A 15,703-nucleotide genomic window follows, 5' to 3' on the forward strand; every position below is an offset into this window, starting at 1 on the left:
ACGTCGCAGGTCATGCTGGGTGCGCTGCGCCTCATCCTTGCCAAGGGCATCTACCTGCCGTCGTCGGTGTTCCTCGGCGGCCGGGCGCTGACTCCCACCATGCCTGCACCGCTGGCACCGCCTGCGCAGGGGCGGCGCCCCGTCGAGCTGGGCCTGACACCGCGCCAGGCCGACGTGCTGCATCTGCTGCTGCAGGGCAAACCGGCCAAACTGATCGGTCGGCAGCTGAACCTGTCGCTCAGTACCGTCAAGGCGCACACCTCGTGCGTGCTGCGGGCATTGAACGTGACGACGCGCACCCAGGCCGTACTGGCTGCGAGTCGCATGGGACTGTGCTTCGAAGAGCCGGTGCCGGCTCAAGGCTCTGCCGTTGATGCCAATGATTCCCTCATGGCTTCCAGCAACCGCTGAAGCCCGATCGGTTTGTGCAGCAGTCGAGCGCCGCAGGCTTGAGCTTGCGGCTGCAGGGCGGCTTCCGTGTTGGCCGTCACGATGACGGCGCCAATGTCTTCGTCATAGTGTTGGCGCAGCCGCGCGATGACCTCGAAACCATCGCGCCCGGCGCCGAGCTGGTAGTCGGTGACGATGAGGTCCGGCACACGCAGGTGCTGCTGCAGCTGGGCCAACATGTCCTCGCAGGAGGCCGCTGCAACGACGTGGCAGCGCAGCGCGAGCAGGGCGTCGACCAGGGCCTGAGCATTCGTTTCTTCGTCATCGACGACGACGATGAAACGACCCTCGAGCGCTTGTTGGCTGGCCGCAAGCCTTGGCGAGACCTTCGCGGACCGCGTGGCGGGTCCGGCCAGCGGCATTTCGACGCGGAACACCGAGCCTTTGCCGACACGGCTGTGCACGCTGAGCCGGTAGCCCAGGATGTGGGCGCTGCGCTGCACGATGGACAGACCCAGCCCCAGGCCTTTCTCCTGGCCCGTGCCGGGCGCCTCGATGCGGAAGAACTCTTCGAAGATGGCTTCCTGGTAGCGGGGCTCGATGCCGGGCCCGCTGTCCCAGACCTCCAGTTCCACCCTGGCGCCGCGACGCCGACAGGCTACCAGCACGCCGCCTTCTCGCGTATAGCGGATGGCGTTGGCCACCAGATTGCCGGCGATGCGCGCCAGCAGCGCGGCGTCGCCCTTCACGACGACGTCACAGGGTCGCACGCGCAGCTTCAGGCCCTTCTCGGCCGCCTGCGGGGCCCAGATCTGTTCCAGCCCACGCAACAGCCAGGCCAGGTTCACATCCTCGATGTGGGCCTGCACCGTGCCGGCATCGAGCTTGGAGATGTCCAGCAGATTGCCGAACAGGTTCTCCATCGTTGCAACCGAGGACTGGATCTTGTCGGCCAGAGCCAGATGCTCGGAGCTGGACAGGCGTGCCTGCAGCACGCCCAGCAGCAGGCTGATCGAATGCATGGGTTGGCGCAAATCGTGGCTGGCGGCGGCGAGGAAGCGCGTCTTGGCGGCGTTGGCGCGCTCGGCTTCGTCCTTGAGCTGGGTGAGTTGCTCGGCGCGCGCGGAGAGGACGTCGCGGGCGTCGGACAACTCGGCGGTGCGCTCGGCGACTTTGGCTTCTAGGCTGGCGTAGGACTCGCGCAACTGGTCGACCATGCGATTGAAGTCATGGGCCAAAGCGCTGATCTCATCGGGCTGTTTTTCTGTGCCAGGGTTCAGTGCAGAGACAAGATCGCCCCCCGCGATGCGAGCGGTCGCCTGTCGAAGCGCAACGATGGGAGCAGCCATGCGGCGTGCAGAAATGGCGCTGACTACCAAAGCGAGTAGGGCGCCAAAGGCAAGTAAGACCGCTGAGCGCCGCAGCGCGGCCAGCACTGGAAGCAACGCTTCGCTGCGTGGTTGCTCGACGAACAGCCACCAGTCTGGTTCGTGCAGCCGGGCACTACTAACGATGACGGCCTGCCCTGTCAGGTCAGTCGTGTCCACGGCATTGAGATCGGTCGAAATCGACACTGCTTTTGCAAGCCTCATGGGCTCAAAGTTGCTCAGATCGCGTTGACGCAGTACCTCGCTCGGTTGAGGGTGTGCGATCAAGCGATGGGCCGCGTCAACAAGATAGGTGCGYCCGGCCTTGCCTACGTGCAGACCCGAAACCACGTCGGCCAGAAAGCGCAAATTGATCGTGGCCACCGCGACCGCTCCGCCCGGCTGGGGATCAGCAAGTGCCAGCCGTACAAGGGGATCTCCGCTGTCGGAATAGAAGGCGTGACCATAGCGAGAGGCGCCCTCCCGTAGTCCTGTGAGCAGGTCTGGTTCGGGTAACCGGTTCCCCGGCGCAAGCCGGTCTGGCGCGGCGCGCGAGATGCTGAGCTGCACCATTCCCTCAGCATCTAGCAGTTGCAGCTCTTGAACAGCAGGCAGTAGCACCATCAGACGATGCCATTCGTCGCGTCGCTCCTCGACGCCAAAACGCGGTTGCCCCCAAGGGAATTTGCTGGCGTCCCTCATCCCGCCTTCAAGGCTGCGCAAATATTGCTCGATCTCTCGGGTAGCAGCTGTCGCCTGTAGTCGCTGCAATTGCGCAATGTGCTCTCGGGCTTCTAGGTAGCCAAACAACATTTCCGTTGCCGTCGCTGCTGTCAGCAGCGCAAGCGTGACCATTCCCAGCGACGTCAAATATCGGCGGGCCAGCGAGCCAGGATTGAACGTGCGGGTGGGCATGAGTTGGCAAACAGCCCGAGTCAGACGACGCGATTTGCGCGGCGTAGTAGTCTGAGGCTAATGGGCTCTCCTCGAAAGCTCGCATCGGCCCGTGCCAATAGCCAATAACGGCGCGGCCGTTCGATGGGGATGCGGCCGGGATCTTCACCTTGCACTACCCGCGCCGCTAGCTCGGCCAGTTTGGGGTAGACGAAGCTGGCATCCGCCACATATGCGAGCGCGCCACCTCGCCGCACCTCTCGCTCGGTGCTGAACATGCCCGGCACGCCTAGGCGTTTCAGGTGCGCAGCGATTTGCACCTCACCGATGTAAGCCAGATTGGTTGGAAGCACCAGCCACGCATCCTGCGCAGCGGCGGTAGGGCTTCTCATCAGCCGGTCAATATCGGAGGCGACCGTGCCGTAGTACATCGTGGCGTGCAGTTGTAAGGCGGCCGCATCGCGTAGCACCCTCGCCTCCCCGTCGTAGTGCTCGGCCCATGAGGGATCCGCTAGTACGCCAACACGTCGGATCGTCGGAAACGCATCGCGCAGGAGTTGCAGGCGTTTGGCGTCCAGCCAGTCGGCCAACGAAATCCCCGTAACCCGTCCCCCGGGTAGCCGATCAGAGCGTGCCAAACCCGCGCGTATCGGATCGATGAAGCTGGCGAACACCACCGACCCACGACCGGCAGCTGCCGCCATCAAGGCCGAGTTGCCGGTAGGCGCCACCAGTACGGCGGCACTTTGCCACGCTGCTTTAACAATCAAGGCTCGTTTTGCTGCCAGGTCTTGCTGCGGCGTCGCTAGGTAGGCAAGCCGCGCTGGCATCGCGTCTGAACTCTGCTGTTCGGCCCATGCCTGCCGAAATTTCTGCCAGGGTTCGAAAAGCTCTGCGGAGCCGTCACCGATAAAGATGACGAGGTTCGACGTGGTCGGCGGCGAACAAGCGGCGAGAGGCAAAGCCAACAGGTGCCGGCGGGGTAGAACCAAAGCATTAACCCTAGTGGCCATAGCGCTGAATGTTGCCAGTTGTTAGCCTTGTGTTGGAACTTGTGAGTCACATGACCATCGAATGGCGCCCCTGACTCCTTAGTCCACCCGTTCTCTGACCAACTTGAAGGAGCTATCACATGAGTTCTGCTGTACTCGTCCGCCTTGCATCTCACTACTGGGTCAAGGTCACTAGCAAGACACCCCTCGAGGCATCAGCCATCGAGGTGAAGTCGGCTGATCGCCCGCCGAAGCTCGCGAGCGTGTCTACGGCTTTGTCCGTTCAAGTGAGTCAGGGGAGGCATGTTGCCTTTTCCCCGGGGGTCGATACGCCAAAAGATGCTGAAGATTGGCTAAGTAAGAATCCGGACTGGGCGAAAGACGCAGATTCCCTACATCTAATTCAGGCCGTTGCAGGACTACCTATCTAGGAGGCGGTATGCATACTTGCGATAACAGCCCTGATTGCGCCGCCTTTTCCGACGAGGAATGGGCTCCAGAGTTGCTCAAGGCCGCAAATGCTGCGGCGCCCGACCTTGCGACGGATTGGCGCGCTCGCATTGCGTTGCCACCCCCGCCAGTTTCACGGCGCCATGCTGAATGCGCTTACTTGCGCCTGCTGCGACAAGAACGCCCGGCAAGGGATTCTCAGATTCGAGCGCAGGCCACTGCCGTATGGCGCGACGTTCAACGTGTCTTGGGGCCGCTGGCTAGCCATCCGGAAACTGAGGCAGTCTTGGTCACGTTATGGTGCAACTTGGGAGCTCCGCTCTTCTACTTCAAGCGCAAGTTTGCACGCGGGCGCCCTGCCATTTGCTGCGAGGACCTCAACTGCATGTTCCCGAAAGGTGACGACTTCTATCCGGCTCACCCAGCTTATCCGAGTGGGCATTCGATGCAGGCTCACGCGCTGGCTTATTTCTACGCCCAACTGTTTCCGAGCTTGACGGATCGATTGATGGCGGCCGCCGCAGACATCGCGCGAAATCGTGAAGTGGCGGGATTGCACTATCCGAGTGACAGCCAAGCTGGAAAGCTGCTTGCGAGCCAAGTGGTCGACATGCTGTTTCAGTCGCCCAGTTTTTGTCATGCCGCCAAATTGGCTGCTGCTGAATGGCCGTGAGCGCCTGATCGACAGCCCCTGAGGCCGCTTCGAGTTCAGCACTCGGCGCCTGGACGCGGTCGACGGTGCGGCACCGAGCTGGACCTATGTGGAGCTGCGCTGCTCCGAACCGCGCGAGCTGGGTAACGAGCGCCTGCTGCAGGGCTGCGAGCTGCCCAGTGACTAGGCCCGCCTTGGTGCGGCTGCTGCGAGGACAGGCTCAGGCCGAGGTCGCGCAGCGCCTGAACATTGCGCCCAGCACCGTCGTCGACCACACCCGCAAGCTCTACCAGCGCCCGGACGTGCGCTCGGCGCGCGAGTTTGTGGAGCGGCTCAAGTCCGCGCCGAATCGATCGCCAGCAACCCATCGAAGATCAACCCTTCGATGAGCTCATGAGGCGCGTCAAGCGCCGGGGCCACCTTCCAGCCAGCGCCGCCCGTCATCAGCAGCAGAGGCTCACAACCCTCGCGCTTGGCCAACAGCCGGAACATGCGTTCGATGGCGCCGGTGATGGCGAAGGTGCCGCCCGTCGTCAGCGCGTCGCTGGTGTTGGTCGGGAAGTCGCGCACCTCGCCCGTCGGCACACGCAGGCCGGCGGTGCCGCCTTCCAGCGCGCGCAGCATGATGCCGTGGCCGGGCAGGATGAGGCCGCCCAGGAACTCGCCGTCGGTGGACAGCGCGTCCACCGTCACCGCCGTACCCACCATGACCACCAGCACCGGGCCTTCGAAGCCGCGCTTCTTGGCGTGCGCATGGGCGCCAATGACGGCCACCCAGCGGTCGGCGCCCAGGCGCGTCGGGTGGTCGTAGCCGTTTCTCACACCGGCCGCCTCGGCGGCGGGCACGACCCAGCGGGGCACCAGGTCCCAGTGCTCCATCTGCTCCTCGACACGGCGGCGCACCGCGTCGCCGGCCACGTTGCTGCCCAGAATGCGTGACGGCGGGGCCAGGGCTTGCCAAGCCTCGTCCGCGAGGCGGTCGATGTTCTCCAGGAAAACGGCACCGTGCTGCGTCGGCGGGCTGCCAGGTTCGGCGCCGTCTTCATAGACGGCCCACTTGAGCCGGGTGTTGCCGATGTCGATGGCCAAAAAGCTCATGGTGGGCTGTGCCGTGAACGATGCCGCGAGCCTACCAGCGCATTTGTATCTGCCCGTGCGGGTTTCTGCTTCAATCAGCGGCTATTTCTGATCGCCCTTTCCCACGAGGAGAACCGCCATGCTGCGACGCCTGCGTATCCAAGCCCGCCTCTGGCTGGCCTTCGCCATCATCCTGGCGATGACGGCGCTGCTGGTGGCCGTCGGTGGCTTTGGCCTGAACGAGTCGCAGAAGGCCATCCAGGGCATCACGCAGAAGCTCATCCCGACGTCCAACATCACCGTTGCGGCCCGCGGCCACCTGTTGCAGAGCAAGACGGCCACATCGACGCTGGTGGCCTCCATCTTCAACAAGGAAGGCATGGCGCGGGCCCGCAAGGAGTGGGATGGCGCCCAGGCGGGCCTGGACAAGGCGATGGACGACTTCGGCAAGATGACGACCGAAGACAAGGGTCGCGAGGCGCTGGCGAAGTTCCGTGTGCTGATGGCCGACTACCGCAAGGCCGTCAAGCCGGTGGCCGACAAGATCAGCGCAGATGGTTTCGCCGACGCCCAATCGGCCTTCGAGGAGATGAAGGCTGYGGACGTCGCCTATGAGCCGGCGCTGTCCATGCTCAACAACATCGAGGCCGACCTGAAGAAGCGCGGCGATGACATCTTTGCGACGGTGGACAAGCTGGTGGGCAACGTCTTCGTCGGCTTCATCGTCGCCTTCGTCGTCTGCGTCATCGTGGGCGGCGCGCTGGCCGTGCTGATCTCGCGCTCCATCATCGGCCCGCTGGTGGCAGCCAAGCGCTTTGCCGAACGCATGGCCGGCGGTGACCTGTCGCGTGCTCCCGAGGCCAGCGGCACGGACGAGTCCGCCGAGATGATGCAGGCCCTGGCCGCCATGCAGAAGTCGCTGTCCGAGATCGTCGGCCAGGTGCGCGAATCGGCCGAGAGCATCCAGGTCGCCTCCAGCGAGGTGGCCAGCGGCAATATGGACCTGTCGCAGCGCACCGAGCAGACGGCGTCCAACCTTCAGCAGGCCTCCAGCTCGATGACGCAGTTGACCGGTACCGTCAGTCAGAGCGCCGACTCGGCCATGACGGCCAAGCAGCTCGCCGGCGCGGCGGCCGAGACGGCCGGCCGCGGTGGCGAGGTCGTGTCGCGCGTCGTCAGCACCATGGGTGAGATCAACAACGCCAGCCGCAAGATCGCCGACATCATCGGCACCATCGACGGCATTGCCTTCCAGACCAACATCCTGGCGCTGAACGCCGCGGTGGAGGCGGCCCGCGCGGGCGAGCAGGGCCGCGGCTTCGCGGTCGTCGCCGGCGAGGTGCGCTCGCTGGCCCAGCGCTCTGCGGAAGCGGCCCGCGAGATCAAGGCGCTGATCGGCGCCAGCGTCGAGCGCGTCGAAGCCGGCACGCATCTCGTCAACGACGCCGGCACGACCATGACCGACATCGTCGGCTCCGTGCAGCGTGTGACCGACATCATTGGCGAGATCAGCGCCGCCGCCGTCGAGCAGAGCCAGGGGCTGCGCCAGGTCAACGGCACCGTGACGGAGCTGGACCAGATGACGCAGCAGAACGCAGCGCTGGTGGAAGAGTCCGCCGCGGCGGCTCAGTCGCTGAAGGAACAGGCCGTGCGGCTGGCGGGGCTGGTGAGCAGCTTCAAGCTGAGCTGACCGGGACTGCCGGCAAGCGGGCGTCGCTGCTGCCGCGTCGACGGGTGAGCCGATGACGGCAACCTCTGACAAGCCTTGCAGTCAGTGCCACCGAAGTGAATTGATGTGCGCGAGGCCGAGAGCCCGAACGCGCCAGGAGTTGTGCGGAGCTTCCTGAAGGGGTTGGGGCGATTGATTTCTGATCAAGCCGCCGTGAACTTGCTTGCGGCTCAATGAACCCGCAGCACCTCAAACCGCTGTCGGATCAGAGCCGCCTGTATCGACACCTCGTCACCCTCACATTTGCCCAGCATGGCCTTGCCCAACGGGGATTCGCTGCTGATGACCTGAATGGTCTGAGCGCCGCTGACCAACTTCATGCTGCCCCCAGCCGGGCCGAGAAAGAGCTGTTGCTGCTTGTCGTCGGCATCGACCAGGCAAACCAGCGCGCCGAGCTGTATGCCTTTGCTGGCGTCGTAGGGGCGCGGGCGGAATTGGCGCCAATTGGCCATCGCCTGGCGGATGGCTTCGGCGCGACGAGCTTGGCCGGTGGCCAGGTAGGCCGCTTCCAGACCCAACGTGTCGTATTTGTTCTCGGCGATATTTTCTTCGTGAGTTGCCGTTTCATGGGCCGCCCGCGCTGCCTGTTCGGCTTGCAGCAGGTCTTCGGCGAGCCGTTCCAACACCTGCTGCTGCAGCAAGAATTTATCCATGATGAAAGGTAGACATCTCGAACAAGCGGGCGCGGATCGTGATTGTGAAGGGCTCCACCAGCTTTCGAGGCTTCTGTTGACTGCAGCCACACTTCGGCCTTGGTCGAATGATGCTGGTCACGGGCCGCTGGCGAGGCCCCGCGGTGCGACCATTGGCCACCCTGCCTCCAGTGACCTGGGGCTGCGATCCAGATCGACGTGCGTAGCTGCACAGACCTCACCCATGCACGCATCGACCCTGACACCGCACGCACCACTCACCACCCCAGGTCCACAGTTGCCGCGGCTCTACACCTTTCGCCGCTGCCCCTACGCCATGCGAGCACGGATGGCACTGCTGCAGGCCGGGCGGGCCTTCGAGGCGGTGGAGGTCAGCTTGCGCGACAAGCCAGCAAGCTTGCTGGCCCTATCGCCCAAGGCTACGGTACCAGTGCTGCAGTTGCCCGATGGCAGCGTGATCGAGGAGAGTTGGGACATCATGCGCTGGGCACTGGCTGCGCCCGATGCGCAGGGCTGGTGGGCGCGGGCGCAGTCGCCTGCGAACCTTGACCTGGTACAGCGAAACGACGGCGACTTCAAGCATCACCTGGACCGCTGGAAGTACCCCCAGCGCTACGCGAGTGAGACCCTCACGCCAGACGCACACCGCGACAGGGCGCTGGATGTGCTTCTGCGACCGCTAGAGGCACGGCTGCAAAGCGCGCCCTGCCTGGGCGGCGCCACGCCATGCGCCACCGACTTGGCAGTGTTGCCCTTCGTCCGCCAGTTCGCCTCGGTGGAGCCGGGATGGTTTGCAACGCTGAACCTGCCATCGGTATGTTCCTGGCTGAACGGCTGGCTCGTCAGCCCGCTATTCGTTGCGTGCATGTACAAGTTACCCGCGGAAGGTGCGATTCGCTTTCCGTCGCTCTAACGCTTGCTTGGCCGTCGATCAAGCGATCGGTCGCCGCTCGGCATCGTTGGCCTCATCACAAATCGCGTCGATCTGTTCAAGCCGTGACGCGGCGCCTTCTGCCGTGTTCCCATTCGCCGACGGTGCCCTTACAGCGCCTTGATGACGATACGGTCTCCTGAATAGGTCACGGGAATAGCAGGCGCATCGAAGTCGACGGTGCGGTCGCCGGGCTTGAGGAAGCGGATGTTGAAGGTTCTCTTCGTCACCATGCCCGCATAGCCCCCGGAGCGCGGCCCGATGGTGACTTCGGCGCGCTTGTCGTCATAGACAAACGGGATGCGCGTGTACTGGCCGGCCTGGTACGAGTTTGAGATGCCGTCGTCTTCGTAGAGGCTGTAGCTTCCATCGGCACCGGTATAGACGTGGATGGTCAACGGCGCGTCGGGCTTCTCGTCCACATATTGCGTGGCGGGCCCCATCGGCACGATGGCGCCCGCCTTGACGAAGAGAGGTATCTGGTCCAGCGGGGCGGCCACAGTTCGCGTCTGGCCCCCCTTGACCGTCTCACCCGTCCAGATGTCGTACCAGGTCGACGTGCCAGGGAAGTAGACCGTGCGGGACGTCGCGCCATACCGCGTCACCGGCGCCACCAGCATCGATTTGCCGAACAGGTATTGGTCGGCGATCTTCTTGGCCGTGGCGTCTGCCGGGAAGTCGAGTGCCAGGCCGCGCATGATGGGTGCGCCCTCGTAGTGGCTGTCAGCGGCGGCCGTGTAGATATAGGGCATCAATCGGTAGCGCAGCTCCAGGAACCACACCAAGTTGGCCCGCATGGCGGACCCCTCGGGCGAGATCTCGTGGATCTCGCGCTTCACGCCTTCGCCGTGGCTGCGCATCAAGGGTGACAAGGTGCCGAACTGCCACCAGCGCTGATTCAGCTCCTGCCACTCCTTCAGGTCTTCGGCGGTACGCACGCCGCCTGCCACGCGGTTCTCCTGAAGCCCCGCGACCGACTTGTCCTGGAACCGGGCTTCCTGGGAATAGCCGCCGATGTCGTGCGTCCAGTTGGGCACGCCTGAAAACCCGGTCTGCACTCCTGCCGAGATCTGCTTGTACAGGTTGTCCCAGGTGCCGACGACATCCCCCGACCACACGGCCGCCGCGTTTCGCTGCACGCCCGCGAAGCCGGAGCGGGTCAGGATGAAATGGCGCACGTCCGGGCGGTCCCGCTGCAGGCCGTCGTGAACGGCCTGGGTGCTCATGGTGGAGTAGGCGTTGGTCACCAGCGCACCCGGCCCCATCTGCGTCGGCGTGATCAGTTCGGCGAGTTCTTCCGGGCTGGCGTTGGAGCGCACGTCGGGTTCGGTGTTGTCCATCCACCAGGCATCGAAGCCGAGGTCGACCAGGGGCTTCTTCATCTGGCGGTAGAAGATGTCCCGCGCTTCCTGGTTGTAGGGCGAAAAGTGGCTGTTGAGATGGCCCGCGCCGACCCAATCCTTCATGCCCAGTTCGACATTGCGGCGCCACATATAGCCCTTCGCGTCCAGTTCCTTGTAGTTGGCGGTGTTGGGATAGAACTTGCCCCAGATCGAAATCATGATCCTGGCGTGCTGGCGATGCACTTCATCGACCATGCCCTTGGGATCGGGGAAGCGTGCCGCATCGAAGGCATGGCTGCCCCACTGGTCCTCCGGCCAGTAGAACCAGTCCTGCACGATGTTGTCGATGGGCCAGCGGTTGGCGCGGTAGGTCTTGAGCACGCCGAGCAACTCGGCCTGGGTGCGGTAGCGCTGGCGGGACTGCCAGAAGCCGTAGGCCCATTTCGGCATCATCGGCGGGATGCCGGTGACCTGGTGGTAGCCGCGGATGACGCCCTGGATGGAATCGGCGCCGATGAAGTAGTAGCTCAGGCCGGTGCCGGCTTCGGACGCAAAGCGCAGCGAATGCCTGTCGGCGGCCGGCTCGGGGTCGGAGTGGTGCAGCGAGATGAGACCGCTCGTCGGCCGCCATTCGACATGCAGGCTGACCGGCTTGCCTGGGCTGAACGGCTGCTCGAAATTGTTGTACCAGCCGTTCCAATTCGCGCGCCAGATGCCATGGTCGAAGAGGGTCTTGCCGTCGACCTTCAGCGTCACGTAGTCCGAAGCGAACAGGCGCATCTTGTGCAGCCCCGGCTTGTCGGAAGTGGCCGTGCCCTCCCAGACGACCCTGACCTTCCTGCCGCGGGTGGCGGCCTTGCTCAGCGCGGCGTCCGTGGGCCAGTAGTTGCGGACATCGCTGAGGAACTGATAGCGGATGTCGGGCTCCACGCGGGTCAGGACGAGTTGATCGTCGACGTAGTACTTCGCGGTCAGGCCGCTGGAGCCGTCCAGCGCGGTGAGCTTCAGGTCACGGCTGGCCAGCCCGAAGCGCTGCGGGTTGCCGAAGCGCGTGATGGAGGCGTTGTCCCAGAGCACGCCGTAGTTCCTGTCGGACACGACGAACGGGATGGCGATGTCCATGTTGTGCTGGCGCAGCTCGACATCCTCGCCGTTCAAGTCCATCTGCGCGTTCTGGTGCTGCCCCAGGCCGTAGAACGCCTCGGTCGTGCTCCGGTTGAACTGAGCGGAAGGCGCCACAAACGACCGGCCCTCGACCATGACCGGCTGGAGGTCGGCCCGCTCAGTCGTCAGCACGGCGACACCCTTGGCGTCAAGGAAGGTGACCCGGCCGTCCTTCAGCGACACCTGCGCCGACGCCTTGCCTGCATCGAGCGTCACCGCGTCGGGGCCGGCCTTCACGGTGAAGCGCCCGCTTGGTTTCGCAACGGCCATCAGCGACTCGAGTTGCGGACGCGCCGGATCATCGACGCCGATGACCTGGATGATTGATTCGGTGATGGCGTTGAGGCGAAGCTCCTTCACGCTGCCCATATCGGGCTTCACCACCACGCCCGTGGGCGTTTGCTGGTAGGTGCCGGCGAAGGAAGCCGTCGTCGCCAGCAACGTCGTGGCGAGCACGGAAAGCGAGAGTGATGGCGTCATGTCGTTCAGGCCGCAGCAACCGTCAACGTGGTGGTCTTCAGGTCGACGCTGTTGGGGCCGGCCATGATGGTGAAGCTGCCGGGCTCGACGACGCGCTTCATGTCCATGCCGTAGAACTGGAGTTCTGCTGGCGTGATCGTGAGGGTGACGGTCCGCTTCTCGCCCGGAGCTAGCGTGACCCGCGCGAAGCCCTTGAGTTCCTTGACGGGCCGGGTCACTGAAGAAATGTCGTCGCGGATGTACAGCTGCACCACCTCGTCGCCCGCGCGCTTGCCGGTATTGGTGACGTCCACCGAGACCGTCACGCTGTCCGCCGACCCGATGGTTGCCTTGGACAGGCGCGGCTCCGACAGGGTGAACGTCGTGTAGCTGAGACCGAAACCGAAGGGATAGAGCGGTGTGTTATCAGCGCCGAGGTAGCCGCGGCTGGCCGTTGGCTTGGCGTTGTAGTACACGGGCAGTTGCCCCACGTTGCGGGGGAAGCTGATCGGCAGCTTGCCGCCCGGGTTGGCGCGGCCGAACAGGATGTCGGCCACCGCGTGGCCGGTTTCCTGGCCGAGGTACCAGCCTTCGATGATGGCGCTGGCCTTGGCCTGCAGCAGGTTGATCGCCAGCGGTTTGCCGTTGAGGAGGAAGACGACCGTCGGCTTGTTCAACGCGAAGATGGCGGCCGCCAGGTCGTTCTGCTGGCCGATCAGTTCCAGCGAGTCGCGGTCGCCCARATGGGTGTCCGACCACGCCTCGCGGGTGGTCTGTTCGTTGTCGCCCAGCACCATCACGATCGTGTCTGCCGCCTTGGCCGCCTCGACGGCCTCCGCGATCAGGCGGGCATTGACCGCCGGGGCGATGAAACGCACTTCGTCTTCCGTCCACTCGCGCTTCTCGGTCAAGCGCACGGCTTCCCGGTACTCGAAGGCGAAGCCCTGCGACTTCGCTTCGCTGGCCAGTGCGTCGTGGATGGACACCACATGGCGGGGAATGTCGGAGTAGCCGCCGATGGGCGTGTCCTTGGCATGCGTGCCCAGCAGCAGCAGCTTGCCGACCTCTTTGCCGTCGAGCGGCAGCACCCCGTCGTTCTTCAGCAGCACGACCGACCGCACCGCCGCTTCGCGCGCCAGGGCCACCGCGTCCGGTGTGGCGGTCAGGCCGTCCGCCTTGCCGGCGTCGACGTAGGGGTCTTCGAACAGTCCGGCGAGGAACTTCAGCTCCAGGATGCGACGCACGACCACGTCGATCTCGGCCTCCTTGATGCGGCCGGTCTTCACAAGGCCGACAAGTTGGGGGAAGCCACCCTCGTCCGGCGTTTCTATGTCGACTCCGGCGGTGAAGGCGCGATAAGCCGCCTCCTTCATGTCAGGCACCAGCCGGTGGCGCGACACCAGATCCCCGATCGCGAAGTAGTCCGAGACCGTCAGGCCCTTGAAGCCCCATTCGCCGCGCAGGATGGTCTTCAGCAGCCACGGGCTGGCATGTGAAGGGATGCCGTCGATCTCGTTGTACGACGGCATGACGGCCGCGATGGGCGTCTCGCGGATGATCTTCTCGAACGGCGGGAAGAAGACTTCGCGCAGCACCCGCTCGGAGATCTGCGCCGGCGCGGTGTTGATGCCGCGCTCGGGCTGGCCATGGCCGGTCATGTGCTTGAGCGTCGCCATCACCTTGGCCGGCGCCAGCTTGCGCTCTGTGCCGGAGAAGCCAATGACGGCCGCCTTGCCCAGCACGCCCGTCAGGTAGGGGTCTTCGCCCAAGGTTTCCTCGACACGCCCCCAGCGCGGATCGCGGCAGACATCGACGACCGGCGCCAAGGCGAGGTTGGCACCCCGCGCCCGCATCTCCCGCGCGCAGACCGAATAGATCCGCTCGATCAGCGCCGGGTCGAAGGAGGACGCCAGGCCGATCGCCTGCGGGAAGCAGGTCGCGTCGCGCGCAGCGTAGCCATGCAGGCTTTCCTCGTGCATGAACAGCGGAATGCCCAGCCGCGTGCGTTGCACGGCCCAGGCCTGGGCGGCATTGACATAGGCCGCCGTCTCGGCCGCCGTGCGGTTGGCCATATTGGCATCTGCGCCGGCGTTGGTGTTGTCCACGCCCTTGCGGTCACTCGGGCGGGCCAGCATGCCCAAGCCGTGCGGCAGCGCCTGCGCGGCCTGCGCCGCGTCGAAGTCGCCGCGTTCGTTCTGCACGCGGTTCTTGCCGATCCAGATGCACATGGTCTGGGCCACCTTCTCCTCCAGCGTCATGCGGGAAAGCAGGTCCTTGACGCGCACCGCCACGCCTGCGGACGCCTGCTTGTAGAGCGGCTGATCGGACTGAGCCGCCACCGCATGGCCTGCCGTGGCAAGCCCGACGGCACCGACACCTTGGACAAAATTGCGACGTGTCACACCGGCAGTACTCATGGGTCTCCTTCGTAGGCGGTTCAGTCTGGGCGCGCACCCTAACGCATGGCGGCGCATGGCGGCAGGCACTGGCGGGAAAGGGGGCTCACCCGCGCGGGGCAGAGTATTGCAACCCGCCAGTCGGCGCGCGATGCCTAAGCACGCTTGCGGCCGCAGTGTCACATCCACGTCTTGGACGGCTGCGCCGCCCGCTAACCGCGAACGTTGAATGCCAGCTTTACGGCCCTCAACGGGCCTGGTGCGAACTCCGGTTCGGGTCGGTTCCGCCAGCTCGTCGACCACGATAGCTGTCGTTGACCCACCCGGCGCCCCGGGTCACGGTCGTCTCAAGCGCGAGCGTCGGTGAATGGCCGGTCCCGGTGGTCCGGCAGTCGCTCAGTCGGCAACCCGTTCAATGACCGTTGCCGCCGACAGCGACCATCAGGTCGCGAAATCTGGGTGGCAGCGTTCAGCCTGGAGCTGCTCTCGCCGCGGTCGGGATCAGTGCCGAGCGGGCTCCTCAGCCGACCTTGCGTTGGCCATGCTGCACCGCATCGAGCGCCGCATGCGCAGCCACCTCGCCGATCACCAATAAAGCCGGGCTCTTCAACCCCTCGCGCTCGATGCAGTCGGGCAGCTCGGCCAGCGTCGTCACCGCGTGGCGCTGTTGTGCCGTGTGCGCCGCGCTGACGATGGCGGCCGGCAGATCCGGGCGCAGACCGGCACCCAGCAACTTGGCCGTGATGTCGGCCGCGCGGGCCACACCCATATAGATGACCAGGGTCAGGCCCGTGCGGGCCAGGGCTGCCCAGTCGGGCTCGGCACGTCCTTCGCCGGGGTGGCCGGTGACGAGGATGACGCCGGGCGAGGCGCGACGGTCCGTCACCGGGATGCCGACGGCGGCGGGGCCGGCGATACCGCTGGTCAGGCCGCTGACCACTTCGACGTCGAGGCCGGCCTCGCGCAGCGCGTCGACCTCCTCGCCGCCACGACCGAAGACGAAGGGGTCACCGCCCTTGAGGCGCACGACGCGGTGGCCGGCGCGGGCCTCGCGAATCATCAGCGCGTGGATGAAGTGCTGGTCGGTACTGATGCAGCCGCCGCGCTTGCCGACGCGTAGCAGTCGGCCCTTCACAAGGGCCAGCACGCGTGGGTCGATGAGGTCGTCGGCGAGGACGACATCGGCCGCCTCGATACGTTTCAAGG

The 15,703-nt window shown here is 65.1% G+C and carries 11 protein-coding genes; 4 read left to right on the forward strand and 7 right to left on the reverse strand.

Features of this window, described 5'->3' with window-relative positions:
* Positions 1-411 (forward strand): response regulator transcription factor (locus AC1DU6_RS06670; RefSeq protein WP_477856386.1); only part of this gene is annotated, 411 nt, incomplete at its 5' end.
* On the opposite strand, the gene AC1DU6_RS06675 is transcribed toward AC1DU6_RS06670, so the two are convergent.
* Positions 357-2,672: a hybrid sensor histidine kinase/response regulator gene (locus tag AC1DU6_RS06675; protein WP_457319704.1), complete on the reverse strand. Its 2,316-nt coding sequence runs from the start codon at positions 2,670-2,672 to the stop codon at positions 357-359. The two genes, AC1DU6_RS06670 and AC1DU6_RS06675, sit on opposite strands and share 55 nt — an antisense overlap.
* Positions 2,673-2,692: 20 nt before the next feature.
* Entirely contained in the window at positions 2,693-3,619 is a 927-nt protein-coding gene (locus tag AC1DU6_RS06680; protein WP_457319706.1) for an ABC transporter substrate binding protein, read from the reverse strand.
* Positions 3,620-4,082: 463 nt separating this feature from the next.
* Between AC1DU6_RS06680 and AC1DU6_RS06685 the strand changes: the two genes are divergently transcribed.
* The gene (locus AC1DU6_RS06685) at positions 4,083-4,766 is read left to right on the forward strand and encodes a phosphatase PAP2 family protein (protein WP_457319707.1); all 684 of its coding nucleotides are present in this window, start codon (positions 4,083-4,085) and stop codon (positions 4,764-4,766) included.
* Between the two features lie 312 nt (positions 4,767-5,078).
* On the opposite strand, the gene AC1DU6_RS06690 is transcribed toward AC1DU6_RS06685, so the two are convergent.
* Positions 5,079-5,843 carry a type III pantothenate kinase gene (locus AC1DU6_RS06690; protein WP_457319709.1) on the reverse strand — a complete coding sequence of 255 codons (765 nt, stop codon included), beginning with the start codon at positions 5,841-5,843 and terminating at the stop codon, positions 5,079-5,081.
* 118 nt (positions 5,844-5,961) lie between these two features.
* On the opposite strand from AC1DU6_RS06690, the gene AC1DU6_RS06695 reads away from it, so the two are divergent.
* On the forward strand, positions 5,962-7,512 hold the full coding sequence (locus AC1DU6_RS06695) for a methyl-accepting chemotaxis protein (RefSeq protein WP_477856387.1): 1,551 nt from the start codon (positions 5,962-5,964) through the stop codon (positions 7,510-7,512).
* A gap of 209 nt (positions 7,513-7,721) precedes the next feature.
* Here AC1DU6_RS06695 and AC1DU6_RS06700 read toward each other — a convergent pair whose 3' ends face one another.
* Positions 7,722-8,204: a GreA/GreB family elongation factor gene (locus tag AC1DU6_RS06700; protein ID WP_457389989.1), complete on the reverse strand. Its 483-nt coding sequence runs from the start codon at positions 8,202-8,204 to the stop codon at positions 7,722-7,724.
* A gap of 223 nt (positions 8,205-8,427) precedes the next feature.
* On the opposite strand from AC1DU6_RS06700, the gene AC1DU6_RS06705 reads away from it, so the two are divergent.
* A complete protein-coding gene (locus AC1DU6_RS06705; protein ID WP_457389988.1) occupies positions 8,428-9,117 on the forward strand; it encodes a glutathione S-transferase in 690 nt (229 codons plus the stop codon).
* Positions 9,118-9,245: 128 nt separating this feature from the next.
* On the opposite strand, the gene AC1DU6_RS06710 is transcribed toward AC1DU6_RS06705, so the two are convergent.
* The 3 genes from AC1DU6_RS06710 to cobA form a co-directional block, all read right to left on the reverse strand.
* Entirely contained in the window at positions 9,246-12,122 is a 2,877-nt protein-coding gene (locus AC1DU6_RS06710; RefSeq protein WP_477856388.1) for a glycoside hydrolase family 31 protein, read from the reverse strand.
* Between the two features lie 5 nt (positions 12,123-12,127).
* Positions 12,128-14,800 (reverse strand): glycoside hydrolase family 3 N-terminal domain-containing protein, encoded by a 2,673-nt coding sequence (locus tag AC1DU6_RS06715; RefSeq protein WP_477856389.1) that lies wholly within the window; start codon positions 14,798-14,800, stop codon positions 12,128-12,130.
* A gap of 217 nt (positions 14,801-15,017) precedes the next feature.
* Positions 15,018-15,703 (reverse strand): uroporphyrinogen-III C-methyltransferase (cobA, locus tag AC1DU6_RS06720; RefSeq protein ID WP_477856390.1); only part of this gene is annotated, 686 nt, incomplete at its 5' end.

This window comes from Roseateles sp. P5_B10, from assembly GCF_056400485.1.

What these genes read in the sequence shown, in the direction of transcription:
- AC1DU6_RS06705 (WP_457389988.1), top strand. Translation starts at nt 8,428, where the DNA reads ATGCACGCATCGACCCTGACACCGCACGCACCACTCACCACCCCAGGT.
- AC1DU6_RS06685 (WP_457319707.1), top strand. Translation starts at nt 4,083, where the DNA reads ATGCATACTTGCGATAACAGCCCTGATTGCGCCGCCTTTTCCGACGAG.
- AC1DU6_RS06700 (WP_457389989.1), bottom strand. Translation starts at nt 8,204, where the DNA reads ATGGATAAATTCTTGCTGCAGCAGCAGGTGTTGGAACGGCTCGCCGAA.
- AC1DU6_RS06710 (WP_477856388.1), bottom strand. Translation starts at nt 12,122, where the DNA reads ATGACGCCATCACTCTCGCTTTCCGTGCTCGCCACGACGTTGCTGGCG.
- AC1DU6_RS06690 (WP_457319709.1), bottom strand. Translation starts at nt 5,843, where the DNA reads ATGAGCTTTTTGGCCATCGACATCGGCAACACCCGGCTCAAGTGGGCC.